Genomic DNA, 17,315 nt, shown 5'->3' with positions numbered 1-17,315 from the left:
GCCCATCGCGACGCAAGGCCGCTCCTACAGGTTCTGTGCCTGCCTTGAAGGCGATGCAGGCCATGTGGGAGCGGCTTTAGCCGCGAAGAAACCAACGCGGCGCATGGCACGGGCTTCGCCCGTGTTCGCGGGTAAACCCGCTCCCACAGTGAACCCTGCAAACCGTTGATACAGCGGCAAGGCTTCAGTAGTCGAAACGGTCCACCGCCCGGCGGCGTTCGTTATCGTCGCGCCGGTCGTAGATGGCCGTGGTCTGAATGTTGGCGTGGTGTGCCAGCTTCTGCGCAATCGACAGGTCATGCTCTTCGATCACCCGGGTAATGAAGGCCCGGCGGAAGTCGTGCGGCATGATCTTCACCCCCACCTGCGCACCACGTTGGCGAGCAATGTAGTAGATGGCATGCTTGGTGATGCGCGCCCGGGTGATGTGGCTGCCGCGGCGGATGCGGTTGAACAGGAACGGGTCGTCTTCGGCGCCCGCCGGCAGATCCTGTCGGCGCAGGTCGAGCCATGCCTGCAACTTTTCGAATGCCCAGGGTGGTGCGTACTTGACCAATTGATGGTTGCCCTTGCCCACCACCTGCAGGCTGCGGGCCTCGAAATCGACCTGCTCAAGGTTGATGTCGACCGACTCCGACTTGCGCATGCCAGTGCCATACAGCAAGGCAATGATCGCCGCGTCGCGCACGCCTTGTGGGCGCGGGTCGGCCGCGCACACGTCCATCAACTCGCGAATCAGGCTGCGCCGCAGGTTACGCCCGGGTGGCAGGCGAGTACCGGTGGCCGGCTTGACCTCGCGAATGCGCAATAGCTGCTCATGGTCGATCAGGCCTTGGCGCCAGGCCTCGTTCATCACCCCGCGAATGGCGTTGACGTACAGCGACGAGCTGTTAGGCGCGTAACCGTCAGCACGCAGGGCCGCCACCAGGGCGATCACGTGGCCGGGCTCGAGCCGATGCCAGGGCACGTCGACGATATTGCAGTCGACAAAGCCCAGCCGGTCGGCGGCGTCCTGAAGGATGTAGCGCATGGTCTGCTGGCTGGAGGGGGCCAGGCGGGCCATGTACTGCAGCAATGGATTTTTCGAGAGGTCGGACAAAGCGTGAATCCTGTAGCGAAGCGTTGGCCGACAGCGCAGCAGGCCAACCCTGAAGCAAGTTAAAACGACATACAAGCAAGTCTGAATGACCACATGGTGCGCATGTCATTCAGACCCAGAGAAGTGCCATCACCTTGATATTCAAGGGCTTTGCAATTGGCACGAATCGTGATCTTAACCCAATTGAAGCCTTCTGAACGAACCAAGGACTGCCCATGCTCGTGCAACCCGTCGCTTCACGTCCACGCCAGGCTGTCTGGGGCCTGGGTTTTCGTCCGTTCTTCCTGGGCGGCAGCCTGTTTGCGCTGCTCGCCCTGCTGCTTTGGGCCGGGGTGTTGGCCGGGGCGTTGGCGCCGACGCCGGCTGGCGGCATGCTGGCCTGGCACCGTCATGAGATGCTCTTCGGTTTTGCCGCCGCCATCATCGCCGGTTTCCTGCTGACCGCCGTGCAGAACTGGAGCGGTATCCCTGGCCTGAGCGGGCGCGCGCTGCAGGGCCTGTTCCTGCTCTGGCTGCTGGGCCGCGCAAGCTGGTTTCTGCCGCTCCCGGGCAGTTTGCTGGCGCTGGTCGAGGGCAGTTTCCTGCCACTGGTCGCCCTGGCCTTGGCACGGCCGATCGTGCAAAGGCGCCTGCGTAACAACTACCCGATCGTCGGCCTGGTGCTGTTGATTGCCGCCTGCCAGTGGCTGACCCTGGCCGGCTGGCTGCGGCAGGACGAACTGTGGCAGCGCCGCGGGGTGTTTGCCGGGTTGTGGCTGGTGGCCGCGATGATGACGGTGCTGGGTGGCCGGGTAATCCCGATGTTTACCCGCCGGGGGCTGGGCAATATGAGCGCTGCCCCGCCCCGGCCGTGGCTGGACCGGGCATGCTTGCTGCTCAGCGTGGCAGTGCCACTGGCCTTTGCCACGGGGCTGGGCGATTCACCGCACACAGGCCTGGCAGTGCTGTTTTTTGCCCTGTTCGCCCTGCACGCCGCACGCTTGGTGCTGTGGCACGACCGTGGCCTGTGGCGCGTGCCGCTGCTGTGGTCGCTGCACCTGGCTTATGCCTGGATCGCCCTCGCCTGCCTGGGCATGGCGCTGTGGCACGCCGGAATGGCGGTGAACCCGAGCCTGGTGACCCATGCGCTGACCGTTGGCGCCATGGGCGGGCTGATCCTGGCGATGATGGCGCGGGTGAGCCTCGGGCACACCGGTCGGCCACTGCAGGTGCCGGCCAGCATTGCCTGGGCGTTTGCCCTGATGCAAATGGCGAGTGTGGCGCGGGTGATCCTGCCGCTGTTCACACCGCTGGGAGTGAGCCTTGCAGCGTTGTGCTGGAGCCTGGCGCTGCTGCTGTTTTTGCGCCATTACCTTCCGATCCTGCTGCGGCCACGGGCGGATGGCATGCCTGGGTAACCGCTCTACCCCTGACCAGTAGACGCGGTCCCTTGTGGGAGCGCGTCTACCGGTCAGAGGCAATGCTCGGCCGCCGGCCACCACCCCGGGAACATCTGCTGCACCCGGGGCTCGGCAAAGCGTTCATCGATCAGCACCAATACACCACGGTCCTGATCCCCCCGGATCACCCGGCCCGCCGCCTGGATCACCTTGCGCACCCCCGGGTAGAGATAGGCGTAGTCGAACCCGGCACCAAACTGCCGCCCCAGGCGCTGCTTGAATTGCTCGTTGACCGGGTTGACCTGGGGCAGCCCGAGGGTAGCGACGAAAGCACCGATCAACCGTGTACCCGGCAAATCCACACCTTCGCCGAACGCGCCGCCCAACACAGCGAAACCGACACCTCGGCCATCAGCAACGAAGCGATCCAGAAACGCCTGCCGTGCGGCCTCGTCCATGCCGGGCGCCTGCGCCCACAGCGGTATCTGCGCATACCGCTCGGCCAGCAGCGCGGCCACCTGCTGCAGGTATTCAAAGCTGCTGAAGAACGCCAGATAGTTGCCTGGCATCTGTTGGTACTGCCGGGCAATCAGTTCGACAATTGGCGCCAGCGAAGCCTGGCGCTGCTGGTATCGTGTGGACACCTGCCCGGCAATGCGCACCTCCAGTTGCTCCGCACGAAACGGCGCGGCCACTTCCAGCCAGGCGGTATCGGCTGGCATGCCCAGCAGGTCGCGGTAGAAATGCGGCGGGCTCAGCGTGGCAGAAAACAGCGTCACACTGCGCGCCGCCCGCATACGCGGCGCAAGCAGCCGCGCCGGTGTGACATTGCGCAGGCACAATGTGGCCAGCCGCCGATTGCGTGGGCCCTGGCGCTGGCTGATATCGAACAGGAAATGCTCATCGAACAGCTCGGCAACCCGGCTGAACTGCAAGGCCTGATAGAAGAACTGCAGCACCTGCGGGTCGATGTGCGCGGGTGACTGGTTCATCTGTTCCTGGATCAGCCCGATGCACTGCTGCAACGCACGCAGCAGGCCTTCGGGCAGCGACTCGCTGGCCTGGTATGGCGCCCGCTGTTCCTTGTAAAGGGCGTTCCACTGCCGGTTCAGGCGGTCCAGTGCGCTGACCAGCCCCTGCGGTTTGCTCTGGCGCAGGGCCAGCAACTGGCCCTGGTCGAGGCTGGCGCTGTACATGCCGCGCCCCCGCTCGACCAGGTTGTGGGCTTCATCAACCAGCACCGCAACGCGCCACTGGTTGAGTTGAGCCAAGCCGAACAGCAAGGCGTGAGCATCGAAGTAGTAGTTGTAGTCGGCGACCAGCACGTCGGCCCAGCGCGCCATTTCCTGGCCCAGGTAGTACGGGCATACCTGATGCGCCAGGGCCACGTCGCGCAGGTTGGCGCGGTCGAGCAACGGCACTGCTGCCGCGGCCTCGCGCGCTGCCGGCAAGCGGTCGTAGAAGCCAGCGGCCAAGGGGCAGGACTCGCCATGGCAGGCTTTGTCCGGGTACTCGCAGGCCTTGTCGCGGGCGATCAGCTCCAGCGTGCGCAAGGCGGGCTGCGGCGTGGCATCGGTGATCTGGCGCACGGCATCGAGGGCGAGTGCCCGGCCTGGGGTCTTGGCCGTGAGAAAGTACACCTTGTCCAGTTGCTGCGGCACCATGGCTTTGAGCAACGGGAACAAGGTGCCGAGTGTCTTGCCAATGCCGGTGCTGGCCTGGGCCATCAGGCAACGGCCGGTGCTCACCGCCTTGTACAGGGTTTCGGCCAGTTGCCGCTGGCCCTGCCGGAACTGCGAGTAAGGAAAGCTCAGCGCCTGCAGGCCTTGGTCGCGCTCGGCCAAACGGCGTTGCTGAAACTGCGCCCACCCCAGAAAGCGCTGGCACTGGGTTTCAAAGAAGCGCTGCAGTTCAACCGCCGTGCAGTGCTCGCTGAACAAGGTCTGGCTATCGCTATCGACATCCAGGTACACCAGCGTTACTTCGATGGCCGGCAGCTGGCGCGCCTGGCACATCAGCCAGCCATAGACCTTGGCCTGCGCCCAGTGCAACTGACGGTGATTGGCCGGCTGCCGCGCCAGGTCGCCGCGGTGGGTCTTGATTTCTTCCAGCCGGTTGCCGGCGGGGTCGTAACCATCAGCCCGGCCGCGCACCCGCAGCGTTTCGAACTGGCCTTCGAGGCTGATCTCGGACTCGTAGCCCGCCGCTCGCCGAGCCACCACCCGCTGATGCCCCTCGATACCCTCCTGGGCGGTGGGCGATGGCGTGAAGCGCAGGTCCAGGTCGCCGACCTTGGCGCTGAACTCGCACAAGGCCCGTACCGCCACGCTGTAGCTCAAGGCGTTTCGCTCCAGCGCACATGGCACACCGCGACTGGCAGGCCATGTTCCCGGCAGAATGCCAGCCAGCGCAGCTGGTTGTCCTGCAGGCGATCACCGGGGCCCTTGACCTCGACCATGCGATAGCGCCCCTGCTCGGGCCAGAACTGGATCAGGTCGGGCATGCCTGCGCGGTTGCTGCGAATGTCCTGCAACAGGCGCAGGAAGCACTGTTTCAGCTGGGCGGCCGGCAGGCAGGCCAAGGCCTGGGTCAGCAGTGCTTCACTGAGCATGGGCCAGAAAACGAATGGCGACTGGAGGCCCAGCTTGGCTGCGTAGCAGTCGAGAATCGCCTGGCGGTGGCTGCCATCGTCCAGCCGCCCGAGGCATTGCTCGAACAGCGCACTGCGCCGTAGCAGGAAGTCGCTGTCGTGCAGGTCCTGTGGCGCGGCCTGGAACGGGTTGAAAAACGCCCCTGGCACAGGCGCGAAAATCGCCTCCCAGCACAGCAGGCCAAACAGGCTGTTGAACAAGGTGTTCTCTACGTAATGCGCCTGGCCGCCCTCGTGCAGCAGGTGCTGGCGCACCGCTTCCTCCACCCCCAGCGCGGCCTGCTCACGGGGTAACTCCAACTCGATCAGCTCCAGCGGCGCGACACGCTGGCGCCGCTGTGGCGGGCCGCCGAGCTTGCGCGCCAGGCGCGGCAACATGCGCTCCAGTGCCTGCACCTCCAGCGCATTGGCCGGTGCTTCGGCCAGCTGCAACGCCAGTGCATGGGCCTGGGGCCACTGTTCGCTGCGCTCCAGTACCCGCACCTGGCGGATACGCGCCTGGGCATGGTTGCACTGTGCGTACACAGCCATGGCCCGGTCCCAGTCACCCAGGCGCTCGCATTGCTGGCCCAGGGCAAATTGCAGGCGCGCACGACGCCGGGCCAGCCATGGGTTGTCACTGTGAAGGGTTTGCATCACGGCAAGGATCGACTCCGGATCGTCGCCCTGCTCCAGCCGCTCGGTGCACTGGTGCAGGGCCATGGCCAGGTCGAGATCGGCGCGTTGCTGCAAGGCACGTGAATCGGGGCTGAACGGCACTTGCTCGTAACGCAGCAGGCCCAGGTCGGCGAGAACAAAGTCGGACCAGTCCTGGTACAGGTTGCCGAAGAACAGCAGGCGCATGCGGTCGCACAGGGGTTGCAGGCACCATTGCAGGATGCGCACTTCGCTGTCGGGAAACCAGTCGGCCAGAGAACGGGCGGCCAGTTGCAAGGGTTGCAGCTGGGCCAACAGGTCATGCTTGGCGGCGCGCGGGCGGCTCAGTTGCGCCGTGAAGCAGCGAGCCAGTTCGTCCTTGCGCAGCAAGGCGAACAGCTGTTCCAGTGCCAGTTGCTCGGGTTCGCGCACCCAACCGAGCGCCCTTAGCGGTTGCAGGGCCAGGGCGGTGTCGCCTATTTCGGCATAGTTCAGCCGGTCACTGCGAAACAGCTCGCCTTTGCGCATGACCATGCGCACCAGCAACGCCTGGGCTGGCGCTTGCAGTTGGCTGAAGGTGTGGATGAAGGCCAGCTCCTGCTCGTCGAGCAGGTCTGCGTAGCGCTGTTCGACCCATAGCAGTACCTGGCGGAAATTGTGCAGGTAGTAGAACGGGTCGTCGACGGAATGGGCGATCACGGGTTGGGGTCAGGTTGCGGGAACAGACACTGGTTATACATACAGACCAGCGTGCCTGACAAGAGCCGTGGGTCAGCTCGATTCAACTGCCTTGTGCAAAAGGCACAAGCCTGCACTGTTCAATGTAGGAGCGGCTTTAGCCGCGAACACCGGCGCAGCCGGTGCCATGCACCGCGTCGCCTGATTCGCGGGTAAACCCGCTCCCACAGATCCCTGCCAAATCAATGAGTTATGTGTTGTTCTATCAGAGCAGCAGCGGTCAAGCCCTGGCCAACTCCCCCGCCTCGACCCTGGCACTGCCGATCGGTGCCTGCAGCAGCAGGAAATACGCCACCGCCGAGCACAACGCCACCCCGGCACTGATCATGAACGCCGTGGTGAACGACCCCGAGTACTGGATGCTGAAACCGGTCGCGATCGGCGCCACGGAGCCGGCGATATAACCGCCGAAGTTCTGGATCGAACCAAACGACGCCACGCGCTGGCTGTCGACGATGGTGTTGACGATCATCCACGCCGTGGCACTGGCCATGTTGATGCTGAACAACGCCAGGCACAGCAGGATGATGCAACCGGTCAGGCCGGTAACGAACGACAGCGGCAAGGTGAACAGTGCCGCCAGCACCAGGCCGGTGATAACGCTGAACTTGCGGCTGCCCAGCACGCTCAGGCCGCGCTTGACCAGCCAGTCGCAGAAGCGCCCCGCCACGATCGTGCCCGCTGCGCCAAAGCCGTAGGCCAGCGACACCACCCAGGCGGTCTTGTACAGGTCCAGGCCGTGCTCACGCTCGAAGTAGCCCGGCAGCCACGTCAGGTGCAGCCAGAGCATGTAGATCACGCCCATGAAACCCAGCACCGCACCCCAGGTGCTGCGGTGCTTGAACAGGTCGAGCCAGCCAGCAAAATACGAGGCTTTCGGTGCTTGCGCTGCTGCCGGGGCAGGCTGCTCGCTGGGCAACGGCTTGCCCTCGGCAGCCAGTTCCGCCAGGTAGCGTGCCTTGCTCTTGTAGAAGCTCAACCAGCACACAGCCAGCACCATGCCGATCACGCCGGTGATGATGAACATACCGCGCCAGCCGAAGTTGACCATGAACAGGGTCAGCAAGGGCGGTGCCAGGCATGGGCCCAGACAGGTCGAGGACCAGACCACCCCGGTCGGGGTGCCGCGCTCGTTGGCATCGAACCATTCCGACAGGGCTTTGGCCGCCGAGGGGAACATCGGCGCCTCGCCAATGCCCAGCAGTACCCGCAGGCCCATGAAACCGGCAAAGCTGCTGACCATGCCGAACGCCGCCTGGGCGACCGACCAGCCGAGCAACGAGGCACCCAGGGCGATCTTGCTGCCCAGGCGGTCGATGATCATGCCCATGGGCAGCTGGGCGAAAGCATAGGCAATGGAAAACGCCGACAACAGAATGCCCATCTGCGACGGGCTGATCATCATGTCTTTCTGGATCGAGGTGTTGGCGATCGACAGTGCACTACGGTCCAGGTAGTTGACGATGCCGATCAGTAGCAGGAACACAACGGTAATGCGCTGGTACTTCTTCATAGGGTTCATGTGTCGACCTTTATTATTATTGTTGCCGCGCTGTCAGCGCCTTGGCGATCCCTCGGTGATGCTGCGCCCCCTCCCTGGCGCAGCGTGTCGTTTACGTTCGCCGCGCGTTAGCGGCCACCTCAAGCAGCCCGCGCTGGCCGAGGTTGTCGATCAGCGCGCGCAGGCCGAACTGCCACTGCGGTGCCTGGTCGCTGGTGGTTACGCGGTTGCACAGGGTACCCAGTTGCGGGTTGCTGATGCTCACGACATCGCCGGGTTTGTGAGTGAAACCGTTGCCGGGCTGGTCGCGGTCCTGCTTGGGCGCAAACAGGGTACCGAGGAACAGCACCAGGCCGTCGGGGTATTGGTGGTTTTCGTTGACCGTCTGCTGTACCAGGTCTTGCGGGTCGCGGCTGATCTGGCGCATGGAGCTGCGCCCGGCGAGGATGAAACCGTCCTCGCCTTCGACCCGCAGGTCCACCTCGGCCGTGCGCACATCGTCCAGGCTGAAGCTTTCGTCAAACAGCCGCAGCAGTGGGCCCAGGGCCGTGGAGGCATTGTTGTCCTTGGCCTTGGACAGCAGCAAGGCGCTGCGCCCTTCGAAGTCACGCAGGTTGACGTCGTTACCGAGCATCGCCCCTTTGATGCTGCCATCGCTGGACACCGCCAGTACCACTTCCGGTTCCGGGTTGTTCCAGCTGGACTTGGGGTGGATGCCGATGTCGGCGCCGTGGCCTACCGCCGACAGCGGTTGTGCCTTGGTGAACACTTCGGCATCCGGGCCAATGCCCACTTCCAGATACTGTGACCACAGGCCCTGCTCCACCAGCACCTTGCGCAGCGCTTCGGCCTGGGCCGAGCCCGGCACGATCTGCGACAGGTCGGCGCCAATGCGGCTGGCCAAGGTGTCACGGATGGCATCGGCCTTGGCCGGGTCGCCCTTGGCCTGCTCTTCGACCACCCGCTCCAGCAAACTGGTGGCGAAGGTCACGCCAGCGGCCTTGACTGCCTGCAGGTCGATGGGGGCCAACAGCCATGGCTGATGCGGGTCGCGCTGGGCCGGGTCACTGTTACCCAGCAATGCCGGCAACGCGATCAGCGGTGCACCGAGCGGCAAGGCGCGCAGGTAGGCCACCGGCTCGGCGACTTCCAGCAGGGCCGAAACCGTCGCCACATGCTGACTGATGTCGTAGACCGCGCCGGCCTTGACCAGCACTACCGCCGGCCCCTGGCCTGGCAGCCAGACCCGCCCTACCCAACTGCCGTTGTCGAACACGCTGGCATCATGGCTCAGCGACAGGGGTTGATTGGCATTCGATCGATCAATCATCGGTGTACCCTTACTGTGCATCATTGGGAAAGTGTCGGCAGGTGCAACTGCCCAGCCAGGCGGTCCAGGTCGGCCACCAGTTGTGGCGCAAGGCTTGCGCCCTGCTCCAGGGCCTGACGGCGGAGCGCCAGGCCTGCCTGCCCGGGCAGGCGCACCGGGCGCGTGGGGTCGAGCGGGCGGCTGGCGAGCACCAGTCGGCCGAGGAAACTGGTCTCGTCGGTGAACGCTTGCAAGCCACCGAAGAAGCGAGGGTCTATCACCACGGCCGTGGCCGAGGCGCCCCACTGGTCAGGGGTATCCTTGCGGCCATGGCCGGCCAGCCCGGAAGTCAGCGCTTCGACCAACAGCGCCAAGGCAAAGCCTTTGTGGCCAAAGGCCTGGCCACCCAAGGGCAGGATGCTGCCTTGCGGCTGGGTAAAGAAGTCGCCCGGATTGTCGCTCAATTGCCCGTCCTTGCTCACCAGCACCGGGTGTGGCAGCCGGCTGCCGGCATCGCGGCACTGGCCGACCAGCCCGAGGGTGACGGTGGACATGCTGACGTCGAGCAGGATCGGCTCGCCCTGGGTCGGGATGCCGGCCGCGATCGGGTTGGGGGTGTACACCGGGTCGATGCCGCCATGGGCACAGACCAAGCCCACCGACGGGTCCGAGGAATACACCAGGGCCACCAGGCCCTGGTCGGTATAGGGTTTGAGGTAAGCGGCCAGGCAGCCGATATGGGCAGCGCGGCGTACCACGGCGATACCGATACCCTGCGCCGTCGCGCCTTTTGCTGCGCAGTCCAGGGCACGGCTGACACAGTACGGCCCAAGCACGTAGTGGCCGTCGAACAGGCTGGAAATGCCACTGTCCGAGACCTGTTCCAGCGCTTGCGCACTGGCTTTGACCTGGCCGCTGAGCATGCCATCGATGTAGCGGCTGACCAGGTTCAGGCCATGGGTACGGTGACCAAGCAGTTCGCCTTCGAGCAGTACCCGGGTCACGGCCTGGGCGACTTCGGCATCAGCACCGGCTTTGGTGAACAGTTGCTCGACAAAGGCGCTGAGCGCTTGCACGTTATAGCGTGGGGTTTGAGTCATTGCAGTTGCCTCGAAAAGGGACGGGAGCGCTCGATCAGGTCACGGCACCGATCTGCCACGGCACGAACTCGTTCTGCCCATAACCATGCTGCTCGCTCTTGCTACGCGCGCCGGAGGCAATGCGCAGCATCTGTTCGAAGATGTAGGCGCCACGCTCCTCGATGCTGGTGGAGCCGTCCGCTATCCCCCCACAGTTGACGTCCATGTCCTCTTGCTGGTGCTCGAACACCCGGTTGTTGGTCGCAAGCTTTATCGACGGCGCCGGGGCGCAGCCGTAGGCAGAGCCACGGCCGGTGGTGAAGGCGATCAGGTTGGCCCCGCCGGCCACTTGGCCAGTAGCCGAGACCGGGTCGTAGCCGGGCGTGTCCATGAACACCAGGCCTTGGGCCCGTACCGCTTCGGCGTACTGGTACACATCGACCAGGTTGCTGGAGCCTGCCTTGGCCACCGCCCCCAGCGATTTTTCGAGGATGGTGGTCAAACCCCCGGCCTTGTTGCCGGCCGAGGGGTTATTGTTCAGTTCAGCGTTCATGCGCTGGCAGTAGTCCTCCCACCAGCGGATACGGGCTACCAGCTTCTCGCCTACCTCGCGGCTGACTGCGCGGCGCGTCAGCAAATGCTCGGCACCGTAGATCTCGGGGGTTTCAGAGAGAATCGCGGTACCGCCGGCCGCTACCAGGCGGTCAACGGCATTGCCCAGTGCCGGGTTGGCGGTGATCCCCGAGTAGCCATCGGAGCCACCGCACTGCAAGCCGACCACCAGGTGCCGGGCGCTGACTGGCTGGCGTTGGGCCTGGTTGGCCTCGGCCAGCAGCGCCTTGACCTGTTCGATACCGGCAGCGATGGTTTTCGAGGTCCCGCCGATGCCCTGGATGGTGAACGCGCGCAGTTGCGCACTGGCCTGCAGGCCCTGGGTTTCCAGCAGGCTTTCGATCTGGTTGGTTTCACAGCCCAGGCCAATGATCAGCACCGCGGCGAAGTTGGGGTGTACGGCATACCCGGCCAGGGTGCGGCGCAACAGGCCCAGGGCCTCGCCGCTGGGGTCGACGGCGCAGCCGGCGCCGTGGGTCAGGGCCACTACGCCGTCGATGTTCGGGTAGTCGGCCAGGGCCTCGGGGTGGATGTCGCGGCGGAAATGGTCGGCTACCGCGCGGGCCACGGTTGCCGAGCAGTTCACCGAGGTGAGGATGCCGATGTAGTTGCGGGTGGCGACCCGGCCATCGGCGCGCACGATGCCCTGGAACTGCGCGGTGCTGCTCGGCTGGTTGCGGGTATCGACCCCGAAGGCGTAGTCACGGGCGAAGTCGCCCATCTGTACGTTGTGCACATGCACGTGGTCGCCGGCTTCGATAGCTTGCGAGGCAAAACCGATGATCTGGCCGTAACGGCGCAGCGGTTGGCCCTGCTCGACACGTTCGGTGGCGAGTTTGTGGCCCGAGGGGATTGGCTGGCGCACGGTAATCGCCTCGTTCTCCAGGCGCAGGCCTTGCGCCAGGGCCTGGCGGGCGATGAGGACATTGTCCAGCGGGTTGAGGCGGATGACGGCAGGGTCACCTGACTTGGCAATCAGTTGCATGGGACCTCTCAGGGCGGTGCTTCTTGTTATGGCTGTCGCCACTGTAAGAAGCCTTGCGCTGGATTCCCAATGAGATGATCAGATCGAGCGATAACCTGGCGTTATCGCAAGGAGGCATCATCATTCAATCATCGATCGCCCAGAATTGGACACCACCTTCTGTAGGAGATCGCTCAGCCCTTTACGCTGCGCTGTCGCGCAGAGAACTGAGATCGCAAGCGGTCCGCATACCCTGTGGGAGCGGCTTTAGCCGCGAAGAATCCAACGCGGTGCATGGCACCGGCTGCGCCGGTGTTCGCGGCTAAAGCCGCTCCCACAATGTCCCTGCTAGTTCAATGAGTTATGTGCAGTTTTGTGAGAGCGGCGCTGGCTGGACTGTTTCTATCATTGCGCTGCCCTGCGGCGCTGCGCGCCTTCCAGCAAAATCTCGACAAATGCCCGGGCCGAGGCGCTCAGCGGCTCATCCTTGCGAGTGACCACACCGTACTCCAGCGCCGGCACATGCAACGGGCTGCGCAGCTCCTTGAACTGCCCGCTGGCCAGCTGCGCGGCAACCATCGAGCGCGGCAACATAGCGATCATCGGCGCCGACTGCAGCAACTGCAGGAACATCGGCATGGAGATGGTTTCCACGCTGTCGGCCGGCGTGGCGATACCGGCCACCCGGAACGCTTGCTCCAGGCGGTTGCGGATCGGGGTACCAACCGGGTACAGCACCCACGGCCAGTCGCCCAGGACGTCCAGCGGTGTGCTGTCGAGCCGGTTGAGCGGGTGCTCGCTGTTGACCACCAAGCTGAACGGCTCAGGCTCCAGCGGCTGGAAGTCGAACAGCTGGCTGAAACGCTCTTCGGTAAAACGGCCAATCATGATGTCCAGCTTGCTCTGCTCAAGCATGGCCAGCAGGTGGTCACTGGAATGCTCCACCACTTCGATCGACAGCAGCGGGCTACGCGCCTTGATCGCAGCGATGGCCTGTGGCAGTACCAATGCAGTCGCGGCAAAGATCCCGCCCACGCGGATAAAGCCGTGGCCGCCGTTGCGCAGCCGGTTGACCTGGTCGACGAACTGTTGCGACTCGGCCAGCGCGCTTTGGGCATAACGCACCACGTATTCACCCAGTTCGGTGGGCGGCATGCTGCGCGGCAGGCGCTCGAACAGGGCAAAGCCGAACTGTTGCTCAAGGTCGCGCAGCATCTTGCTCAGGGCTGGCTGGCTGAGGTTCATGCGGGTGGCGGTAGCATGCATGTTGCGCGTGCGCGCCAGGGTGTCGATCAGCACCAGGTGCTTGTAGCGGATCCAGTTGCAAAAACTGGAGTGGGTCATGTCCGGCGGCATACGCGCAGGGCCTCATGCAGGGTGGAAGTCATTGTGCCCGCAAGTAGCGCAGCAAGGTATCGAGGGCGACCGAGTTGGGCCGTGAACGCAAGGTCAGCACGCCGAGGTTGGCCATGGCCAGTGGCAGTTCCACCGGCAGGATGGCGACCATGCCATAGCGGGCATAATGCTCGGCCACATCATTGGGCACCACGGCAATCATTTCGGAGGCCTCGAGCATGGCGGTGGTTGCCAGGATCGAAGCGGTTTCGACAATGTCCAGCGACTGCACCATGCCGCCAGCCTGCAAGGCGCTTTCGACACGGCGGCGCATCGGGCTGCCGATGGGGTGCAGGATCCAGGTCTGGCTCACCAGGTCGGCCAGCTGCAGGCTCACGGCGGCAGCCAAGGGGTGGCCAGCGCGGGCAATCACGCGCATCTGCTCACCGCCTTCGAACAGCTCGATATTCAGCTCCTGGCTGTCACTCTGGTCGGGCAGGCGCCCTACCACCATGTCGAAGTCGCCCCGCAGCAAGGCCGGTAGCAAGGTATCGCTGGTACCGACTTCCAGCGAAATACGCACCTTGGGGTGGTCGCGCTTGTAAGCCAACACCGCCTTGGTCAATACGCTGGGTACCGGGCCCATGACGCTGCCCACCCGCACCAGGCCCTGGGCCCCGCGCGCCAGCTCGGCGATCTGCGCCTGGGCATGCTCGAACTCGTGCAAGGCGTTCTGCGCATAGCGGATCATCACCTCGCCATACAGCGTGGCTTGCATGCCCCGTGGCAGGCGCTCGAACAAGCGCACACCCAGACGTTCCTCAAGCTGCTGCAGCAACAGGCTGGCCGCCGGCTGGGTGGTGTGCATCGCGGCGGCGGCGCGGCGCAGGCTGCCGAATTCGCCCAAGGCGTTGAGCAGCGTGATCTGCCGGCTGGAGATCTTGAGTGCACCCAGGCTGGCGGGCGTCTGGGCGCTATCGGGCGACAAGCGAGACATATCGAATCCGGTATCGCTGATTAAGATTTGGCGATTATGCCTGTATCGCTCGACAACCTACAGTCGGTGCTCCCAGTGCTTGAACAGAACAAGAGCCGACCATGAGCATACGTATTACCCACCTGAGCGTTCGTGACATCCGTTTCCCCACTTCACTGTCGCTGGACGGCTCCGATGCCATGAACAGCGCCCCGGACTACTCGGCGGCCTATGTGGTACTGCACACCGACAGCGAAACCCTCGAAGGCCACGGCCTGACCTTCACCATCGGCCGCGGCAACGAGATCTGCGCCGCAGCGGTGCAGTCGCTGGCACCGCTGATCGTTGGCCTCAGCCTTGAAGAAATCATCGCCGACATGGGTGCGTTCTGGCATCGCTTTACCGTCAGCGACAGCCAGTTGCGCTGGCTGGGCCCGGAAAAGGGCGTGATCCACCTGGCCACGGCGGCCATCATCAACGCCGTGTGGGACCTGTGGGCCAAGCACGAGGGCAAGCCGGTCTGGAAGCTGCTGGCCGACATGACGCCCGAACAACTGGTGCGCTGCCTGGACTTCAGTTACGTCACCGACGTGCTTACCCCTGAAGAAGCCGTTGCCCTGCTGCGCCGCCAGGCGCCAGGCAAGGCGCAACGCGAAGCACAGATGCTGCACGAAGGTTACCCCGGTTACACCACGGCGCCGGGCTGGCTGGGCTATAGCGAAGAAAAGATGCGCAAACTGGCCCGCGAAGCAGTGGCAGAAGGATGGACCCACATCAAGCAGAAGATCGGTGCCAACCTGGAAGAGGACATCCGCCGCGCCAGCATCCTACGCGACGAAATCGGCTGGGAGCGCACCCTGATGATGGATGCCAACCAGGTATGGGGCGTAGAAGAATCGGTAGCCAACATGCGCCGCCTGGCCGCCTTCGCGCCGCTGTGGATCGAAGAACCGACCAGCCCCGATGACATCCTCGGCCACGCCAGCATTCGTCAGCGCATCGCGCCGATTGGCGTGGCTACCGGTGAACACTGCCACAACCGGGTGATGTTCAAGCAGATGTTCCAGGCTGGAGCGCTGGACTTCTGCCAGCTGGACGCCGCCCGCTTGGGTGGCCTGAACGAGGTACTGATCGTGCTGCTGATGGCCGCCAAGTACGACGTGCCGGTGTGCCCGCACGGCGGTGGCGTCGGCCTGTGCGAGTATGTGCAGAACATCGCCCTGTTCGATTACATCGCGGTGTCTGCCTCGCTGCACAACCGGGTGCTGGAGTACGTCGACCACCTGCACGAGCACTTCATCGACCCGGTGGTGATCCGCCGTGGCCGCTACATGCCGCCGCAACGCCCGGGTTACAGCATCGAGATGCATGCCGAAACCCTGGAGCGCTATCAGTACCCCAATGGCGCAGTGTGGCTCGACATCAACCGTACCTGATCGACACAACGGGGTGTGCCGCCATGGCGCGGCGCACCACCAGCACTTTTCACGGGGAAAAAAACAATGACAACCCTCACCCGTGCAGCGGCCTCGGCCCCTGCCGCCAGCACCGAGCAGCGCCTGAACGGCCTGCTACTACGCAAACTCATGCCATTGCTCATCGTCGTCTACGTGATGAGCTTTCTTGACCGTACCAATATCGCCCTGGCGAAGGCCAGCATGGGCATCGACCTGGGCCTGTCGGCGGCGGCCTACGGCCTGGGCGCAGGTCTGTTCTTCCTCACCTACGCCCTGGCAGAAGTGCCGAGCAACCTGATCATGCACCGGGTGGGTGCGCGCTTCTGGATCACCCGCATCATGATTACCTGGGGCTTGCTCTCGGCAGGCATGGCCTTCGTTCAGGGTGAAACCTCGTTCTACATCATGCGCCTGCTGCTAGGGGTGGCTGAAGCTGGCCTGTTCCCCGGCGTAATGCTGTACCTGACCTACTGGTTCGACCGTGAACAGCGCGCCCGTGCCACCGGTTATTTCCTGCTGGGTGTATGCCTGGCCAATATCCTCAGCGGGCCGCTGGGCGGCGCCCTGCTGGAAATGGACGGGGTATTGGGCTGGCATGGCTGGCAGTGGCTGTTCGTGCTCGAAGGCCTGCCGGCCGTGGCCCTGGCCTTCGTGGTCTGGAAGAAGCTGCCAGACGGCCCCGCTTCGGCGCCCTGGCTGTCAGCTGCCGACGCCCAGGACATCGAACGCCGGCTAGCCGCCGAGCGGGCCGCGGCACCGCAGCAGAGCAGCCTGGGGCAGATGTTCCGCGACCGGCAGATCTGGCTGGCGATCGTGGTGTACTTCGTGCACCAGATCACCATCTACACGGTGATTTTCTTCCTGCCGGGCATCATTGGCACCTACGCGGCGCTGTCGCCGTTCCAGGTCGGCCTGCTGACTGCCGTACCGTGGATTGCCGCCGCCATCGGTGCCGCCACCTTCCCGCGCCTGGCCACCTCACCGCGTCGCTGCCGCACCTTGCTGTTCTTCGGCTTGCTGACCATGGCGGCCGGGCTGCTGCTGGCATCACTGGCCAACTCGTTCATTGGCCTGATCGGGTTTTCCCTGACTGCGCTGATGCTGTTCGTGGTGCAGTCGATCATCTTCGTCTTCCCCTCCAGCCGCCTGAGCGGTAGTGCATTGGCAGCGGGCCTGGCCTTTGTCACTACCTGCGGCCTGTTTGGTGGTTTCGTCGGGCCGTCGGTAATGGGGTTGATCGAGCAGACCACCGGCAGCACGCGCAATGGCTTGTGGATCATTGCAGCATTGCTGGTAGTTGCGGCACTGGTCAGCACCCGCTTGCGCCAGGGGCAGGAACAAGGGCAGCGCTAATATTGGCAGGCGCTCCGCGTACCCTGTGGGAGCGAGCCCGCCCGCGAAGAGTCCAAATCGGTGCATTGCACCGGCTGCGCCGGTGTTCGCGGGCTCGCCCTAATGCCGGTCAGTTAAGACTGCCGGGGCTGCTTTGTAGCCCTTTCGCGACGCAAGGCCGCTCCCACATAGCCTGGATCGCCTTCAAGGCAGGCACAGAACCTGTAGGAGCGGGGGGGGGGGGGGGG

12 protein-coding genes are annotated in these 17,315 nt (G+C 64.4%); 3 read left to right on the top strand and 9 right to left on the bottom strand.

The genetic code is table 11. The features are described from left to right. Positions 1-184 precede the first annotated feature (184 nt). Complete coding sequence (locus IAE39_RS25695) at positions 185-1,099, bottom strand: site-specific integrase (protein ID WP_201207305.1); 915 nt, start codon at positions 1,097-1,099, stop codon at positions 185-187. A 215-nt stretch (positions 1,100-1,314) separates the two neighbouring features. Here IAE39_RS25695 and IAE39_RS25690 point away from each other — a divergent pair, with 215 nt between their 5' ends. After that, a complete protein-coding gene (locus IAE39_RS25690) occupies positions 1,315-2,496 on the top strand; it encodes an NnrS family protein (protein ID WP_201207304.1) in 1,182 nt (393 codons plus the stop codon). A gap of 53 nt (positions 2,497-2,549) precedes the next feature. Here the strand turns inward: IAE39_RS25690 and IAE39_RS25685 are convergent, their stop codons facing one another. The 8 genes from IAE39_RS25685 to IAE39_RS25650 form a co-directional block, all read right to left on the bottom strand. Next, entirely contained in the window at positions 2,550-4,817 is a 2,268-nt protein-coding gene (locus IAE39_RS25685; protein WP_201207303.1) for an ATP-dependent DNA helicase, read from the bottom strand. Beyond that, a complete protein-coding gene (locus IAE39_RS25680; protein ID WP_201207302.1) occupies positions 4,814-6,463 on the bottom strand; it encodes a VRR-NUC domain-containing protein in 1,650 nt (549 codons plus the stop codon). Before IAE39_RS25680 ends, IAE39_RS25685 begins: the two co-directional genes overlap by 4 nt. 259 nt (positions 6,464-6,722) lie before the next feature. After that, positions 6,723-8,015, bottom strand: a complete 1,293-nt coding sequence (locus IAE39_RS25675; RefSeq protein ID WP_236548821.1) for an MFS transporter — start codon at positions 8,013-8,015, stop codon at positions 6,723-6,725. A gap of 100 nt (positions 8,016-8,115) precedes the next feature. Continuing rightward, on the bottom strand, positions 8,116-9,333 hold the full coding sequence (locus tag IAE39_RS25670) for a fumarylacetoacetate hydrolase family protein (protein ID WP_201207300.1): 1,218 nt from the start codon (positions 9,331-9,333) through the stop codon (positions 8,116-8,118). A gap of 20 nt (positions 9,334-9,353) precedes the next feature. Next, complete coding sequence (locus IAE39_RS25665; RefSeq protein WP_201207299.1) at positions 9,354-10,412, bottom strand: Ldh family oxidoreductase; 1,059 nt, start codon at positions 10,410-10,412, stop codon at positions 9,354-9,356. A gap of 34 nt (positions 10,413-10,446) precedes the next feature. Beyond that, positions 10,447-11,988 (bottom strand): UxaA family hydrolase, encoded by a 1,542-nt coding sequence (locus IAE39_RS25660; RefSeq protein ID WP_201207298.1) that lies wholly within the window; start codon positions 11,986-11,988, stop codon positions 10,447-10,449. A gap of 384 nt (positions 11,989-12,372) precedes the next feature. Next, on the bottom strand, positions 12,373-13,323 hold the full coding sequence (locus IAE39_RS25655; protein ID WP_201207297.1) for a LysR family transcriptional regulator: 951 nt from the start codon (positions 13,321-13,323) through the stop codon (positions 12,373-12,375). A gap of 28 nt (positions 13,324-13,351) precedes the next feature. Next, positions 13,352-14,299, bottom strand: a complete 948-nt coding sequence (locus IAE39_RS25650; protein WP_201207296.1) for a LysR family transcriptional regulator — start codon at positions 14,297-14,299, stop codon at positions 13,352-13,354. Positions 14,300-14,400: 101 nt separating this feature from the next. Here IAE39_RS25650 and IAE39_RS25645 point away from each other — a divergent pair, with 101 nt between their 5' ends. Next, entirely contained in the window at positions 14,401-15,714 is a 1,314-nt protein-coding gene (locus IAE39_RS25645; protein WP_201207295.1) for an L-fuconate dehydratase, read from the top strand. A gap of 66 nt (positions 15,715-15,780) precedes the next feature. Beyond that, entirely contained in the window at positions 15,781-17,088 is a 1,308-nt protein-coding gene (locus IAE39_RS25640) for an MFS transporter (protein ID WP_201207294.1), read from the top strand. Positions 17,089-17,315: the final 227 nt, after the last annotated feature.

It is taken from the genome of Pseudomonas sp. S37, from assembly GCF_016658545.1.
Classification (GTDB): domain Bacteria; phylum Pseudomonadota; class Gammaproteobacteria; order Pseudomonadales; family Pseudomonadaceae; genus Aquipseudomonas.
The sequence above is the reverse complement of the archived record's forward strand: the minus strand, read 5'-3'. Positions and strand labels throughout refer to the sequence as shown.

Bases quoted from the DNA above. Each gene is read 5' to 3' on its own strand.
- IAE39_RS25660 (WP_201207298.1), bottom strand. From the start codon at position 11,988: ATGCAACTGATTGCCAAGTCAGGTGACCCTGCCGTCATCCGCCTCAAC.
- IAE39_RS25670 (WP_201207300.1), bottom strand. From the start codon at position 9,333: ATGATTGATCGATCGAATGCCAATCAACCCCTGTCGCTGAGCCATGAT.
- IAE39_RS25665 (WP_201207299.1), bottom strand. From the start codon at position 10,412: ATGACTCAAACCCCACGCTATAACGTGCAAGCGCTCAGCGCCTTTGTC.
- IAE39_RS25675 (WP_236548821.1), bottom strand. From the start codon at position 8,015: ATGAAGAAGTACCAGCGCATTACCGTTGTGTTCCTGCTACTGATCGGC.
- IAE39_RS25690 (WP_201207304.1), top strand. From the start codon at position 1,315: ATGCTCGTGCAACCCGTCGCTTCACGTCCACGCCAGGCTGTCTGGGGC.
- IAE39_RS25640 (WP_201207294.1), top strand. From the start codon at position 15,781: ATGACAACCCTCACCCGTGCAGCGGCCTCGGCCCCTGCCGCCAGCACC.
- IAE39_RS25645 (WP_201207295.1), top strand. From the start codon at position 14,401: ATGAGCATACGTATTACCCACCTGAGCGTTCGTGACATCCGTTTCCCC.
- IAE39_RS25650 (WP_201207296.1), bottom strand. From the start codon at position 14,299: ATGTCTCGCTTGTCGCCCGATAGCGCCCAGACGCCCGCCAGCCTGGGT.
- IAE39_RS25655 (WP_201207297.1), bottom strand. From the start codon at position 13,323: ATGCCGCCGGACATGACCCACTCCAGTTTTTGCAACTGGATCCGCTAC.